This window comes from Lichenibacterium ramalinae (genome assembly GCF_004137085.1).
Classification (GTDB): domain Bacteria; phylum Pseudomonadota; class Alphaproteobacteria; order Rhizobiales; family Beijerinckiaceae; genus Lichenihabitans; species Lichenihabitans ramalinae.
Genome location: NZ_QYBC01000015.1, coordinates 1 through 13,666 on the forward strand (window position 1 = coordinate 1; position 13,666 = coordinate 13,666).

The 13,666-nt window shown below is 70.9% G+C and carries 14 protein-coding genes; 9 read left to right on the forward strand and 5 right to left on the reverse strand.

All coding sequences use genetic code 11. The features are described from left to right. The first annotated feature begins 334 nt into the window (after positions 1-334). The 7 genes from D3272_RS17280 to D3272_RS17310 all read left to right on the forward strand — a co-directional run bounded on the left by D3272_RS17280 (position 335) and on the right by D3272_RS17310 (position 6,679). Complete coding sequence (locus D3272_RS17280) at positions 335-1,093, forward strand: DeoR/GlpR family DNA-binding transcription regulator (RefSeq protein ID WP_129220467.1); 759 nt, start codon at positions 335-337, stop codon at positions 1,091-1,093. A 45-nt stretch (positions 1,094-1,138) separates the two neighbouring features. Next, positions 1,139-2,452 (forward strand): MFS transporter, encoded by a 1,314-nt coding sequence (locus D3272_RS17285; RefSeq protein ID WP_129220468.1) that lies wholly within the window; start codon positions 1,139-1,141, stop codon positions 2,450-2,452. Positions 2,453-2,477: 25 nt separating this feature from the next. Then, positions 2,478-3,905, forward strand: a complete 1,428-nt coding sequence (locus D3272_RS17290) for a sulfatase family protein (RefSeq protein WP_129220469.1) — start codon at positions 2,478-2,480, stop codon at positions 3,903-3,905. 17 nt (positions 3,906-3,922) lie between these two features. Next, positions 3,923-4,825, forward strand: a complete 903-nt coding sequence (locus tag D3272_RS17295) for an SUMF1/EgtB/PvdO family nonheme iron enzyme (protein WP_207210240.1) — start codon at positions 3,923-3,925, stop codon at positions 4,823-4,825. A gap of 276 nt (positions 4,826-5,101) precedes the next feature. Next, a complete protein-coding gene (locus D3272_RS17300; RefSeq protein ID WP_129220471.1) occupies positions 5,102-5,401 on the forward strand; it encodes a DUF2934 domain-containing protein in 300 nt (99 codons plus the stop codon). 39 nt (positions 5,402-5,440) lie between these two features. Further along, positions 5,441-5,659 carry a hypothetical protein gene (locus tag D3272_RS17305; protein ID WP_129220472.1) on the forward strand — a complete coding sequence of 73 codons (219 nt, stop codon included), beginning with the start codon at positions 5,441-5,443 and terminating at the stop codon, positions 5,657-5,659. Positions 5,660-5,791: 132 nt separating this feature from the next. Beyond that, complete coding sequence (locus tag D3272_RS17310) at positions 5,792-6,679, forward strand: alpha/beta fold hydrolase (RefSeq protein WP_129220473.1); 888 nt, start codon at positions 5,792-5,794, stop codon at positions 6,677-6,679. 19 nt (positions 6,680-6,698) lie between these two features. Here D3272_RS17310 and D3272_RS17315 read toward each other — a convergent pair whose 3' ends face one another. The 3 genes from D3272_RS17315 to D3272_RS17325 all read right to left on the reverse strand — a co-directional run bounded on the left by D3272_RS17315 (position 6,699) and on the right by D3272_RS17325 (position 9,202). Further along, the gene (locus D3272_RS17315) at positions 6,699-8,024 is read right to left on the reverse strand and encodes an AmpG family muropeptide MFS transporter (protein ID WP_245496636.1); all 1,326 of its coding nucleotides are present in this window, start codon (positions 8,022-8,024) and stop codon (positions 6,699-6,701) included. A gap of 109 nt (positions 8,025-8,133) precedes the next feature. After that, complete coding sequence (locus tag D3272_RS17320; RefSeq protein WP_129220474.1) at positions 8,134-8,622, reverse strand: c-type cytochrome; 489 nt, start codon at positions 8,620-8,622, stop codon at positions 8,134-8,136. Positions 8,623-8,827: 205 nt separating this feature from the next. After that, positions 8,828-9,202, reverse strand: a complete 375-nt coding sequence (locus D3272_RS17325; RefSeq protein ID WP_129220475.1) for a nuclear transport factor 2 family protein — start codon at positions 9,200-9,202, stop codon at positions 8,828-8,830. 102 nt (positions 9,203-9,304) lie between these two features. On the opposite strand from D3272_RS17325, the gene D3272_RS17330 reads away from it, so the two are divergent. After that, positions 9,305-9,763, forward strand: a complete 459-nt coding sequence (locus D3272_RS17330; protein ID WP_129220476.1) for a MarR family winged helix-turn-helix transcriptional regulator — start codon at positions 9,305-9,307, stop codon at positions 9,761-9,763. Here the strand turns inward: D3272_RS17330 and alaE are convergent. Next, the gene (gene alaE, locus D3272_RS17335; protein WP_245496637.1) at positions 9,749-9,934 is read right to left on the reverse strand and encodes an L-alanine exporter AlaE; all 186 of its coding nucleotides are present in this window, start codon (positions 9,932-9,934) and stop codon (positions 9,749-9,751) included. The two genes, D3272_RS17330 and alaE, sit on opposite strands and share 15 nt — an antisense overlap. Positions 9,935-10,253: 319 nt before the next feature. On the opposite strand from alaE, the gene D3272_RS17340 reads away from it, so the two are divergent. After that, the gene (locus D3272_RS17340) at positions 10,254-10,943 is read left to right on the forward strand and encodes an SDR family NAD(P)-dependent oxidoreductase (protein WP_129220477.1); all 690 of its coding nucleotides are present in this window, start codon (positions 10,254-10,256) and stop codon (positions 10,941-10,943) included. Between the two features lie 389 nt (positions 10,944-11,332). On the opposite strand, the gene D3272_RS17345 is transcribed toward D3272_RS17340, so the two are convergent. Next, complete coding sequence (locus tag D3272_RS17345) at positions 11,333-13,372, reverse strand: NADH:flavin oxidoreductase (protein ID WP_129220478.1); 2,040 nt, start codon at positions 13,370-13,372, stop codon at positions 11,333-11,335. Positions 13,373-13,666: the final 294 nt, after the last annotated feature.

The following is a 13,666-nucleotide window of genomic DNA, read 5'->3' on the forward strand; positions in this document are numbered from 1 at the left end:
GCCACACACGAGCCTCGGCGCAAAACCACCCGTCAGCCGCCTCGCACTCGACAAGGACAACCTATTGAGGCTCCACATCTAGCCCGCCGTCCCTCGTCCAGGCCCGCCGCAGTCGGGCCGGCCTGACCGAGGTGTCGCGCACGCCGCCCGGCCGTCTGCGCTGACCCCACCTGCTTCGCCGGCCAAGCCCCCCGTGGCGCAACGGCCTCCGACGCATCGCCGCTCACACCGGACCATCCCATCGGGGCCGATCGGCGCTCGTGGCACCGGGCGTTGACAACCGTCGGCGAGAACCACACACTCTCGCAAAACCAGTCACATTCGGGCAGGATCGATGTTCGCCCTGCAACGCCAGCAGCGGATCGCGGAGACACTCAAGTCTCACGGGCGCGTCACCGTCGCCGACCTCGCGCGCGAGTTCGACACCTCCCAGGAGACGATCCGGCGCGACCTCGCGGTTCTGGAGGAGGCGGGAGGCGTGCGCCGCGTGCACGGCGGTGCCGTCAGCGGGGGCGCTGTCGGGCCCGAGCCGTCGATGGCGGCGCGGGCGACGTTGAGGATCGCGGAAAAGCGGCGGATCGCGCGAGCGGCGCTGGCCCACGTGCCCAGCGGCGGCACGGTCTTCCTCGAGTCGGCCTCGACCTCCCTCGTCCTGGCCGAGATGCTGCCGGACGGCCTCGCCACGACCGTCGTCACCAACGGCATCGAGATCGCCCATCACCTCGCGTCCCGGAACTTCGACGTTGTGATGGTCGGTGGGCGCGTCCGCAACCGCAGCCTCGCGACCCTCGACGACTGGCCCCATCCCGCGCTCGCCGGACTGCACGCCGACGTCGCGTTTCTCGGCACGCTGGGCTTCACCGTGCATGCCGGCCTGACGGCGCCCGACCTGCCCGATGCCGCCATCAAGCGCCGTTGCCTCGGCGTCGCCGAGCGGAACGTGCTGCTCGCCGAATCCGCCAAGTTCGGTGCCGTCGCGCCTTACCGCTACGCGGACCTTTCGGACTTCGACCTCCTCATCACCGACGGGGATCTCGCCGCGGCCGCGGCGGAGGAGATCGGAGCGACGGGGATCGACTCCATCATGGCGTGAGACGGCCGGAGAGCCGCCACGCATCGCTAGGGACGGGAACGGGGCATGACACGAGCGCAGATCCACGAGAAGAATCCCGACGCGGCCGCCGGCACCGACATGAGGCGGGCCGCGGTCGCAGGCTTCATCGGCTCGCTGATGGAATGGTACGACTTCTTCCTGTTCGGCACCGCCTCGGCGCTGGTCTTCGGCAAGCTCTTCTTTCCCGCCTCCTCGCCCGAGGCCGGCACGCTCGCCGCCTTCGCGACCTTCGCGGTCGGGTTCGTCAGCCGCCCGATCGGCGCGGTGCTGTTCGGCCACATCGGCGACCGGATCGGGCGCAAGACGGCTTTGCTCGCCACCGCCCTCATCATGGGCCTCGGCACGCTCGCCATCGGGCTGCTGCCGACCTACGACAGCATCGGCGTCTGGGCGCCGGCGCTGCTGGTCGTCCTCAGGCTGCTCCAGGGTCTCGGCATCGGCGGGGAGTGGGGCGGCGCCTCGCTCGTCGCGCTTGAACACGCGCCGGTGGGACGGCGCGGCTTCATCGGCAGCCTGCCCCAGATGGGCTCCCCCATGGGCCTGCTGCTGTCGACGTTGGTCTTCGCCGTGGTCAGCCGCATGGATTCCGCCGCCTTCCTCGCCTGGGGCTGGCGCGTGCCCTTCCTCATCAGCGCCGTGTTCCTCGCCGCGGCGGTCTACATCCGGCTCGCCATCGCGGAAACGCCGGCCTTCCTCAAGGCCAAGGCGGCGGGCGAGCAGGCGCCGGTGCCCATCCTGGAGCTGTTCCGCCGCTACCCGAAGAACATCGCGCTCGCCACCGGCGCGCGCCTCGCCGATGCCGTGGTGTTCAACGTCATCAACGTCTTCGGCATCGCCTATGCCGCCACCACGCTGCACGTCGACCGCGGCACCATGCTGTCGGGCTTCGTCATCGCGGCGGCCGCCGAGGTCGCCATCCTGCCACTCGTCGGCCTCGTGTCGGACCGGTTCGGACGGCGGCCCGTCTACATGGCGGGCGTGCTGCTCTCCGGCAGCTTCATCTTCGCCTATTTCCCGCTGCTCCAGAGCGGATCGACCCTGCTGGCCTGGTTCGCCATCGTCATGGCGCTCGCGGTCGGCACCGGGCTGATGTTCGCCATCCAGAGCTCGTTCTTCTCCGAGCTGTTCGGCACGGGCGTCCGCTACACCGGCATCTCGATCGGCTACCAGCTGTCCGCGCTGATCGGCGGTGCCCCGACGCCGCTCATCGCCAGCGCGCTGGTGATCTGGTCCGGCGGGGCTTGGTGGCCCGTCGCCGTCTACGTCGCGGCGGTCTGCGCCCTAAGCGCGGTCTGCGTCTGGCTCGCCGCCGAAACCCACCGCTCCGACCTCGCCTGAAGGCCCACCACGGGAAACACTCGCCATGACGCAGCAGACCCGACCCAACATCGTGCTGGTGATCACCGACCAGCAGCGCTTCGACACGATCGCCGCCCAGGGCCATGCCCACATGGTGACGCCGAACCTCGACCGGCTGGTGCGCGAGGGGGTGAGCCTCACCCGCATGTTCGTGACGGCACCCTCCTGCGCGCCGTCGCGGGCGAGCCTGTTCACCGGCCTCTACCCGCACCAGACGGGCGTGCTGCGCAACGAGCAGCCGTGGCGCTGGAGCTGGGTCGAAAGCCTGGCCGCCTCGGGCTATCGCTGCGTCAATGTCGGCAAGATGCACACCTTTCCCTGGGAGCACCCGTTCGGCTTCCACGAGCGGCACGTCGTCGAGAACAAGGATCGCGCCCACGTCAACGTCCCCTACTTCCTCGACAACTGGGACAAGGCGCTCTACGCGCTCGGCTTCGAGAAGCCGAGCCGCAAGACCTGGGCGCGGCGCCCCGACTACCGCGAGCGCCTGGGCGCCTTCGCCTGGGAACTGCCAGCCGAGATGCACCCCGACAATTTCGTCGGCGACCTCGCCTGCCACTGGCTCGACATCTACCCTGGGCGCGAGCCCTTCTTCCTCGAGATCGGCCTGCCCGGCCCCCACCCGCCCTACGACCCCACCCCCGAGGCCTTGGCGCTCTACGAGGGCCGCGACCTGCCCGCGCCGATCTTCGAGCGCGCCGACATCGACGGCCAGCCCCAGGTGCTCAAGGACCTGCGCCGCGAGCACACCGAGGACGACCACGACGCCGTGGTCCACCTCCTCGACCCGACCCCCGAGCAGATGGACCGGCAGCGTCGGCACTACTGCGCCAACGTGTCGATGATCGACGCCCAGATCGGCAACCTCCTCGCCGCTCTGGAGCGGCGGGGCGTGCTCGACGACACGCTGGTGATCTTCACCTCGGACCACGGCGACTGCCTGAACGATCACGGCCACAGCCAGAAGTGGACCATGTACGAGCAGAGCGTGCGCGTGCCGGCGGTGGTCTGGGGCCGCGGTCTCGCGCCGCGGACCGTCGACGACCTGTGCTCCTGGATGGACTTCGGCCCGACGATCCTCGAGATGGCGGGCCTCGCCCCGCCGGACTGGATGCAGGCGCGCTCGCTCGTGCCCTTGCTCGCGGGCGGCGGGGAGGGCCGAACCCGCGTCTTCGCCGAACATGCGCGCGACATGATCCTCAAGGGCACGGCCTGCATGAGCATGGTGCGCGACCGCCGCTGGAAGCTGGTGCACTTCGTCGACAGCCCGGAAGGCCAGCTCTTCGACCTCGAGGCCGATCCGCGCGAGGTCCGCAACCTGTGGGACGATCCCGCCCATGCGGACCGTCGGCGCGACATGGTCGACGAGATCCTGCGCTGGCGCACCATGACGGCCATGACGCCGGCCCCGTTGCCGGCCCCGGTGCGATGACGGAAGGCGGCCCCGACATGGTCCGGATCCCCGGCGGCAACTTCGCCATGGGATCGGACCGGCACTATCCCGAGGAGGGCCCGGTGCGACGCGTCGCGGTCGCGGGCTTCTGGATGGACCGTGCCCCCGTGACGGTCGCGGCCTTCGCCGGCTTCGTCGCCGCGACGGGCCACGTCACGGTGGCGGAGCGTCCGCCCGACCCACTCCTCTATCCGGGCGCGGACCCGGCGCTGCTGCGCGCGGGCGCGATCGTGTTCCGACCCGAGGGCTTCGCGGCGTCGCGCGCGCCCGGCTCCTGGTGGAGCTATGTGCCGGGAGCCTCTTGGCGCCGGCCCGAGGGGCTCGGCGACGTCGTGGCCGAGCGAGCCGACCACCCCGTGACGCAGGTCGCCGTCGCCGACGCCGAGGCTTACGCGGCCTGGGCCGGCAAGGCCCTGCCCGGCGAGGCCGAGTGGGAGTTCGCGGCGCGGGGCGGGCACGAGGGCTCGGACTACGCCTGGGGCGACGCCTTGGAGCCGGACGGGCGCCGCATGGCCAACACCTGGCCGGGGCCGTTCCCGCACCGGGGCGAGGCGGGCCCGCACCGCTACGGCACCTCGCCCGTCGGCGCCTTCCCCGCCAATCCCTTCGGCCTGGCCGACATGATCGGCAACGTTTGGGAGTGGACGGCCGACTATTGGTCGCCGCACCATGCCGCCACCCCGGGATGCTGCGCGGCCGCGAACGCGCGCGCCACCGACCCGTCGGCGAGCTTCGACCCGTCCCAGCCGGGCATCCGCATCCCCCGCCGCGTGCTGAAGGGCGGCTCCTACCTGTGTGCGCCGAACTACTGCCGCCGCTACCGACCCGCGGCGCGCCACCCCGAGATGGAGGACAGCGCCACGACGAACATCGGCTTCCGCTGCGTCGTCCGTGCCTGACCGTTCCAAGCGATGAGACTGCCCCGATCCGGAGCCGGAGCGGATTCGCCGAAGAAGGCCCTAGCGGCCGGTGACGGCGACCTTGGATCGACAGCAGCCGGTCCCGGCGGGATGTGGAAGGCGTCAGCGGGCGTCGGAAGGCGCCAGACGAGTGCCGAGGTGAGGTGCGAGTGCGATGGCACGATCGGGTCGACGATCGCCCCGGCGCCGGCGTGACTTGTCGGGGCCGGTCTTCGGCGGGTATGGCGGACGCACCAACCCTCGCAGGAGACCACCATGAACCCGGACCGCCAAACCGCCATCGCCGCCCGTGCCCACCGGATCTGGCAGGAGGCCGGTTGCCCGCACGGGCAGGACGCGATGCACTGGCACCAGGCCGAGCGAGAGCAGGACGAGGCCGAGGCCCGGGCCGCCGCGGTCGAGGATTTCAACGCCGAGCCGGTGGCGGCCGCGCGCGCGACGCCGGCGCGGAAGCGGGTCGCCAAGGCGATCGTGGCCGCCGATGACATGCCGGCCGCACCGGCCCGGAAGCCGCGAGCGCCCCGGAAGGCCGCGGCCGCCGCGACGACGAACTGAGCATGGTGGCGGGGACGCCTGGGATCGGGAGCGCCGCGCATGGGTATCGAAGTCGATCGCGGTGAGATCAAAGTCACCGATGGGCACGGCAACAGCTTCTACTTCGACATCGAGGAGCTGAAGAAACCGGACTACGGCAAGCCGATCAAAGCGAAATGGGCCATGGACGGGCGAAGCGACACGGAAGCGGCGGGAGCCGCGTTGGCGGCGGCGAAGGCCGAGGCCGATCAATACGCCATGGATCACAATCTGATCTGAGATCCGACGCGACGCCAGCCATGCGGCCTCGCGCCTGGGACCGGGCTCGCCCGTGAGGGCTGGCGTGTGGCGGCGCCGGCATGGCATGCCGGGGTTCGGGGCGGAGGCCGTAGGACGGGAGGCTGTGGGACGATGGTGCCATCTGGCGGCAAGGGCAGCGCGGTGGTGTGGCCCTGGCAGGGCCAGGAGGTCGTGATAGGGACCACCCGGCACGGTTCAGGACCGAAGGCCCTGCTGCTGCCGGCCCTGAGTTCCATCTCGACGCGAGCGGAGATGAACCCGCTCGCCGCGCTGCTGGCCGAGCGCTTCACCGTGCTGACGATCGACTGGCCGGGTTTCGGCACGGTCCCGAAACCCCCGGTGGCCTGGAACCCGGAGGCGCTCGCGGCTTTCCTCCGCTTCGCGATCGACGAGGTGGCCCGCGAACCGGTGCTGGTCGTGGCGGCGGGCCACGCGGCAGGCTACCTGATGGCAGAGGCGGCGACGCGACCCGTTCGAGGCCGGAAACTCGTGCTGGTGGCGCCGACATGGCGCGGCCCTTTGCCGACGATGCTGAAACGGCGCCCGTCCTGGCTCGCCCGCCTGGCAGGTGTCGCCGACGTTCCGGGACTCGGCGCGGCGCTGTACCGCCTCAACGTCAACCCCGTCATGGTGCGGATGATGACCCGGGCTCACGTGTACAGCGATCCGGCCTGGCTGACGCAGGAGCGCCAGGCCGGCAAGCGCGGCGTCATGCGGGCCAAAGGCGCCCGTCACGCCGCCGTGCGCTTCGTGGCGGGAGAGCTCGACCCCTTCCTCGACCGGGCGGGCTTTCTCGCGGCGGCCGCGGCGCTGCAGGAGCCGGCCCTCGCCATCTACGGCGCCGACACGCCGCCGAAGTCCCGCGCCGAGATGGAGGCGCTGACGGAGGTGTCGGGGATCGCGGCGCGCCGATTGCCCCGTGGCAAGCTGAGCCTTCACGAAGAGTTCCCGCACGAGGTCGCCGCCGCCATCCTCGCGTGGGTGGCCGAGGTCGCGTGAGCTTCGCAGCCGCGTCCTTTCACGCCGCCGCACCCGCGGCGGGCCCCCGCCCGGACCTGCCCTGCACGGACCAGACGTACCAGCACAGGAGTGCCACCGGCGCCCCGATCAGCGACGTGCCGACGAAGAAGGAGGCGAAGCCGAGACGCTCGATCGCGAAGCCCGATGTGCCGGCGAGGACGCTCCCCGGCAGCGCGCAGAGGGATGTCAGCAGCGCATATTGGCTGGCGGCGTAATCGGTGACGCTCAGCGACGACATGTAGGTGATCAGGACGATAGAGGCGAAGGCATAGGCGAAATCGTCGGTGCTGACCGTGAGGGCGAAGAGCCAGAACTCGCCGCCGCCGTGGTCGCCGTGCGCGGCGAGATAGGCCAGGGCGAGGTGCGACGCCGAGGCGAAGATCGTGCCGAGGAACAGCGTCGGCATGAGGCCGAGGCGCTTCACGACGGCCGTGGCCAGGAACGTGCCGCCGAGTGCCACCGGGAAGCCGAACAGCTTGGTCACCGTGGCGATGTCGGAGTTGGAATAGTGCAGGCTCTTGAAGAGCGGCACCGCCATGGCGCTGGACACGTAGCCGGGCATGCGGAACCCCGCCACGAGGAGCAAGGTCGGGACCGCCATGGGGCCGAGGCGGCGCCACAGGTCGCGGATGGGATCGGCGAAGGTCGCGGCGAGGCCGGGCCGGGTGGCCGGCGCCGAGCGGTCGACCGGAGGCTCGGGCGCCAGCAGCGCCGCCACCACGCCGGGCGCCATCGCGCCCGCCATGCCGAGATAGGCGGCGCGCCACCCGAAGGCATCCGCGAGATAGAGGGCGCCGGCGCCCGCCACGAGGTTGCCGATCCGCCAGCCGACCTCCGCCCAGGACGACATCAGGGCCTGCAGGCGCACCGGCGCCACCGTGATGCGCCACCCGTCGATCACGACGTCCTGCGTGGCGCCGGCGAAGCCGAGCGCCATCGAGAAGGCGATGGTCCAGGCCAGCCAATGGGCGGGGTCGCCGAGCGCCACGCCCCCGAGCGTCAGCATGACGGCGGCCTGGGACAGGACGATCCAGCCGCGCCGCCGCCCGAGCAGGCGCCCGAGGCCCGGCGGGTCGTAGCGGTCGAGGAAGGGGGCCCAGACGAACTTGAACTTGTAGGCCAGCGTCATCTCGCTCAGCAGCCCGAGGATGCCGATCGGGACCTTGGCCTCCGACAGCCAGGCCGACTGGGTCACGTAGACGAGCAGGAACGGGATGCCCGAACTGAAGCCGAGGCCCAGCATGGCGCCGAAGCGGCGGTCGGAGACGAGGGCGCGCAGCGGCGAGGGCAATGCGTCCGCGCCGGACGGGAGGGCGTCGCTCACGGTGAAGTCCTTCCTGCGCGGCCTCGGCGTCGCAGCGTGAGCCTCCGGCCCGCACCGGAGGCGCGTCGTCCCGAGGCGGCCGTGCCGGACGTCGCGCGACCCCACCCTATCACTTCCGCGCCGGCCCCTGCGTCGCCAGGAACGCGATGACGTCCGCGCGATCTCGAGGGTCCGCCAGACCCGCGAACCCCATGGCGGTGCCCGGCGCGAAGGCGGCAGGCTCCTTGAGCCACGCATCAAGGCGCTGCGCCGTCCAGACGCCGCCGACGTCCCGGAGCGCCTGCGTGTAACCGTAGCGTGGCCTGCGCTCGGCGACCGGGGCGCCGACGACCCCGTAAAGGTTCGGGCCGTCGACGTCCGGGCCGCCGCGACCGACGGAATGGCAGGCCGCACAGGTCCGGAACAGGTCGGCGCCCCGCGCGGCATCGGCGGTTCGCGGACCGCCGGCCTTGGTCCCCGAAGCCGTGGTGTCGACCCCAGGCGGGGTCGTGTCGACCCGAAGCGGGGTCGTCCCACCGAAACCGTGGAACCCCACCGCCACGACGACCGGGACGATCGCGGCGGCCACGACGACGGTCAACAAGGCCGAACCCTTCATGCGAACTCCCGCTCTCGCGCCGCGCGTCCTCCGACGCCTGCGCTGTCGCCTTCGGCGAATCCGCTCCGGCCCAGAAGCGAGAGCAGTTCCGTCGAAGCGCCGGCGGGCCGCGTCGCCCGTCCCAACCACGAACGGCCTCGGTCGGTCCGCGGTGCCGAGCGGCGGGCTCGACGGCCGCGACATTTCGATGGCGGCGGGCGGCGGCTCAGACGGTGTCCTGGATATCGAACCGCGTGACCTTTCCACCCCGCAGGCGGAAAACGTGACCGACCGTCTTGTCCCTGAGCCCGTGCGTCTGGCCTTGCAGCGGCTTGCCGTCGAGGTCACGGATGGACTGACGCACCTCCACGACGGTCGTGCCGTCGCCCCCATCGCGGAAGGCCACGGGCTCGACATGCGGACTGACGATCGCCCACTGGCGCGTCCAGTAGGTGCGCACCGCCTCGTGGCCGTGGACGTGTCCGCCGTCCATGCCGTTGGCCCAGGCGACATCGTCGTCGAGCAGGGCCAGCACGCCATCGATGTCCCGTGCGTTGAAGCGGTCGTAGATGCGCGCGAGGATTTCGGTATCGCCGCCCATCGGGTTCTCTCCTCGGATCGTCCCCGGCTGGCGCGCCAGCGGGTGAACTAGTTACATATGTACATATGCATCATGCCGCGGCGGGGTGCAAGGAGTGTGGGAATGGATCTGGATGTGCTCGCGACGCCCGGTCATCTCGTCAGCCTCGCGGCGCGTGGCTTCGCCCGGCTGAGCGAGGCGCGGCTCAAGCCGCTGGGCTTCGGTCTCGGCCACCTGCCGGTGCTGGTGGCGCTGCGGGAGGGGCGGGCGAGCACGCAGCGCGATCTCGCCCGGTTCGCCAAGGTCGAGCAACCGCCGATGGCGCAGATGCTCGCCCGCATGGAGCGCGACGGGCTGATCCAGCGCTCCCCCGATCCGGACGACGGGCGTAGCAGCCGCATCGTCCTGAAGGAGGCCGCGTTGGCCCGCATGCCGGAGGCGGTCGTGGCTTTGCTGCAGGGCAACCGCGAGGCACTGGAGGGTTTCACCGCAGCGGAAACCCAGCAGCTCGTCGGCCTCCTGACGCGCCTGATCGCGAACCTCGACCGTTTGGCCAATGAGCAGCCGTCACGGCGGCCATGATGGTGTCGTGACATCCGGCGTCGGTCGCGTCTCGGGTGCGGCCCTCCCGTCGCTGACAGCCCCGAGCGCGCGGGCGTGGAGCACCTGATCCCAGCCCATGCCGGCGATGAAGCGCTCGTTGACGATGCCTGTCGCCGTGAAGAGGACGATCAGGACCGTGGTGTCCGCCATGAAGGCGCTCAGCGAAGGGGGCTGCGGGGACACAGGCATGGGGGAAGGCTTGGCACCGTGATGGCCCGACTTCGAGCCGGGCCGCAGGATCTGGCCGACCAGGACTGCGAACCGGAGTGGCGAGACGTCGTGGGCGACCCGGCCACCCCATCCGGCGGTTCGGCGCCGCAGGACCGTGCGGATCGCCTGCACGCCGGCCGGCGCCCGTCATGCGCCGCCTGTGACCCCCTGTCCGCAAACTCGCGACAGTTCGGCGCTACCGGTGGCCGCCGATGCCTGGCACGACGATGTCATCGGCATCGGGTGAAAGGATCGGACCATGGCACAGCAAGGAACCGCGATGGTGGTGGGGGCTTCGCGCGGGCTCGGACTCGCACTCGTGGAGGAGTGGCTGGGGCGCGGCTGGCGGGTGATCGCCACCGTGCGCAAGCCCTCGGCCGACCTCGACGGGCTGGCCCAGCGCTTCCCGGACCGCCTGGAGATCGAGACGGTCGACATCGCCCACGCCGATCAGGTCCGGGCTCTGCGGGAGCGGCTCGGGGGGCGACGCCTGGACGTCGCCTTCATCAACGCCGGCATCGCGCGATCCATCGAAGCGACACCGGCCAGCATCTCCGAGACGGACTTCCTCGACATGATGCTGGTCAATGCGCTTTCACCGGTGCGGGCCGCCGAAATCCTGCGCGACATCGTCCCGCCCGGCGGCGCCATCGCCATCATGACGTCCGGACTGGGCAGCATCGCCGACGCCCAGGATGGCTGGCAGCTCTACGCGGCCAGCAAGGCGGCGCTGAACATGCTCATGAAGAAATACGCGAGCCGCCACGCCGCGGACGGCCACGCGCTCCTGCTCGTCGCCCCCGGCTGGGTCCGGACCGACATGGGCGGGCGTGACGCCACGCTGTCGCTGGAGGAGAGCATCCCCCTGGTGGTCGATACCGTCGAGGCGAACCGGGGCAAGCCCGGGCTGCGCTACGTCGATCGGTTCGACAAGACGCTGCCTTGGTAGCCCAGGCCGCCGAACGGAGATCAACGGTGCCGCTTCGCCCTTCTCCCCCGTGGGGAGAAGGTGGCGAGAAGCGCCGGATGAGGGGGGCTGAACGCCACGAAGCGTCGATGCACCGACGACACGCGGGGCTCCCCACCCTCAACCGACGCCGCTGCGCGGCGCCACCTTCTCCCGCCAGCGGGAGAAGGGCGCTCCCGGTGGTTCCACGTCGAGCCGCGTTCGGCGCCCTGCTTGGTCGCCCGGTGAGCAGAACGGTCCGGTGCGACGCCGCGATGTCCGGATCGCCATGACGCTGCCGCACATGGCCACGCCTGGGCGGGTCTCGCGCCGACGCCGAACCGGGACGCGCCAGTCTTGGCCTGTGGCCCGGACCGGTCGGCCGTGACGCGTCAAAGGTCCTTGACCAGGCGGAGGGCGTCGTAGATGGCCGCATGCGTGTTGCGGGACGCGACGGCATCGCCGATCCTGAACAGCTGGAAAGCCCCGCCGGCGTTGGGGCTGCCCATCTGGGGCCTGCCCTCGATGAGGTCGTCGTGGTTCACGGCGCCGAGGTTGCGCGAGAGCGGCTTCAGTTCGAAATAAAGCTCGTCGAGCGGGATGGTGCCGTAGTTGACCACGATCTGGTCGACGCTGCGCTGCTTCGAGATGCCGCCGTATTCGCTGCCGATCCTGGCCAGGATCCCGTTCCCGGAGCGCTCCGCGGCTTCGAGCGTGAACGTCACCGTGAAGGTGACGTCGCGCTGCTGCAGCACGCGCATGTAGGGCACCAGGTTCATGGCCATGACCTCCGGTGCGAAGGCGCGGTCCGGCGTCATGACTTCGACCTTGGCCCCGGCGCCCGACACGATCTCGGCGGCCTGCAGGCCCGCGTGGTCGCCGGCGCCGTCGAAGATCAGCACGTTCGAACCCGGCTTGACGTCGCCCGAGATGATGTCCCAGGCCGAGACGACGAGGTCGTTGCCGCGTTCGAGGACCTGCGTCTGCGGCAGGCCTCCGGTCGCGATGATCACCACGTCGGGTGCCTCGGCGAGGATGTCGGCCGCTTCCGCCACGGTGTTGAAGCGCAACGTCACGCCCAGGGCCTCGCAGCGCGCCATCCGCCAGTCGATGATGCCGATCATCTCACGGCGGCGGGGGCTTTGGGCGGTGAGCCTGATCTGGCCGCCGGGATGGCTGGCCGCCTCGAACACCGTCACGGCATGGCCGCGCTCCCCGGCCACGCGGGCCGCCTCGAGGCCCGCCGGGCCGGCGCCGACGATGACGATCCTGCGCCTGGCTTCCGCCTTGGCGATGTGGTGCGGCATGGTGAGTTCGCGGCCCGTGGCGGCGTTGTGGACGCAATGGGCGGCCCCGCCCTGGTAGATGCGGTCGAGGCAGTAGTTGGCGCCGACGCAGGGCCGGATGTCGGCCTCTCGCTTGGCGATGATCTTGCGCACGATGTCGGGGTCGGCCATGTGGGCGCGCGTCATGCCGATCATGTCGACCTTGCCGGCCTGGATGGCGTGACGGGCGGTCGGCACATCCGGGATGCGGGCTGCGTGGAAGGTCGGCAAGCGCGTCTCGGCCCGGATCTCGCCGGCGAAGTCGAGGTGGGGCGCGGACGGCATCCCCTGGATGGGGATCACGTCGGTCAGGCCGGCATCGGTGTCGATGTGTCCCCTCACGATGTTGAGGAAGTCGACGAGGCCGCTGGCCTTCAGCCGCCGCGAGATCTCCAGGCCGCTCGCCTTGTCGAGCCCGCCCGGCTGGGCTTCGTCGGCGGTGTAGCGCAGGCCCACGATGAAATCCGGCCCGACCCGCCGGCGGATCTCGCGCAGCACGTCGAAGCTGAACCGCAGGCGGTCGTCGAGGGTGCCGCCGTAGGGTGCGTCGAGCGCGTTGGTCAGGGGCGACCAGAACTGGTCGAGCAGGTGTCCGTAGGCTTCGAGTTCGATGCCGTCGAGCCCGGCCGCCTTCATGCGTTCCGCCGCGTCTCCGAAATCCCCGACGATGCGGTCGATGTCCCAGTCCTCCATCTTCTTGGGGAAGGCGCGATGCGCGGATTCGCGCCGGTGGGAGGGTGACACCACCGGCATCCAGTCACCCTTGTCCCAGCGGGTGCGGCGCCCGAGGTGGCTCAACTGGATCATCACCGCCGCGCCGTGCTCGTGGCAGGCGTCGGCCAGGTCCCGCATCCAAGGCACGACTTCGTCCTTGTAGGCGAGGATGTTGTTGAACACGGGAGGGCTGTCGCGCGATATCGACGCCGACCCGGCCGTCATCGTCAGGGCGATGCCACCCGCGGCGCGCGCCGCGTGATAGGCCCGGTAGCGCTGCTTCGGCATGCCGTCCTCCGCATAGGCGGGCTCATGCGAGGTCGTCATGATCCTGTTCCTCAGCGTGAGGTGCTTGAGGACGTAGGGCTGCAGCAGCGGATCGTTCGACGTCATGGGGCGATGCTCGGTTGCCGGGCTTCGTCGACCAAAGTCCGGATCGTCTGCGGCGGGTGGTCGGGCCGAACCCGCCGCTCCGGACCCCATGGGAGAACGGCGAGCCGTTCCGCCCATCCGGTCCGCGCCGGCGACACCCGTCCATCGACCACGGCCGAGTGGATCACGACCCGCCCGAACCACAAGGCCTTTTTTCCAGCCGCCTGCTCGTGTCGAGGGTCGGCCGCCACGACGGCCCTGCCGCCAGGGCGCCGTCGACGGTGTGTTCCGACCCAGCCCGCCGCGCCGGTCCCG

Bases quoted from the DNA above. Each gene is read 5' to 3' on its own strand.
- D3272_RS17330 (WP_129220476.1), top strand. From the start codon at position 9,305: ATGGATCTGGATGTGCTCGCGACGCCCGGTCATCTCGTCAGCCTCGCG.
- D3272_RS17320 (WP_129220474.1), bottom strand. From the start codon at position 8,622: ATGAAGGGTTCGGCCTTGTTGACCGTCGTCGTGGCCGCCGCGATCGTC.
- D3272_RS17340 (WP_129220477.1), top strand. From the start codon at position 10,254: ATGGCACAGCAAGGAACCGCGATGGTGGTGGGGGCTTCGCGCGGGCTC.
- D3272_RS17310 (WP_129220473.1), top strand. From the start codon at position 5,792: ATGGTGCCATCTGGCGGCAAGGGCAGCGCGGTGGTGTGGCCCTGGCAG.
- D3272_RS17290 (WP_129220469.1), top strand. From the start codon at position 2,478: ATGACGCAGCAGACCCGACCCAACATCGTGCTGGTGATCACCGACCAG.
- alaE (WP_245496637.1), bottom strand. From the start codon at position 9,934: ATGGCGGACACCACGGTCCTGATCGTCCTCTTCACGGCGACAGGCATC.
- D3272_RS17280 (WP_129220467.1), top strand. From the start codon at position 335: ATGTTCGCCCTGCAACGCCAGCAGCGGATCGCGGAGACACTCAAGTCT.
- D3272_RS17345 (WP_129220478.1), bottom strand. From the start codon at position 13,372: ATGACGTCGAACGATCCGCTGCTGCAGCCCTACGTCCTCAAGCACCTC.
- D3272_RS17305 (WP_129220472.1), top strand. From the start codon at position 5,441: ATGGGTATCGAAGTCGATCGCGGTGAGATCAAAGTCACCGATGGGCAC.
- D3272_RS17295 (WP_207210240.1), top strand. From the start codon at position 3,923: ATGGTCCGGATCCCCGGCGGCAACTTCGCCATGGGATCGGACCGGCAC.
- D3272_RS17300 (WP_129220471.1), top strand. From the start codon at position 5,102: ATGAACCCGGACCGCCAAACCGCCATCGCCGCCCGTGCCCACCGGATC.
- D3272_RS17285 (WP_129220468.1), top strand. From the start codon at position 1,139: ATGACACGAGCGCAGATCCACGAGAAGAATCCCGACGCGGCCGCCGGC.
- D3272_RS17325 (WP_129220475.1), bottom strand. From the start codon at position 9,202: ATGGGCGGCGATACCGAAATCCTCGCGCGCATCTACGACCGCTTCAAC.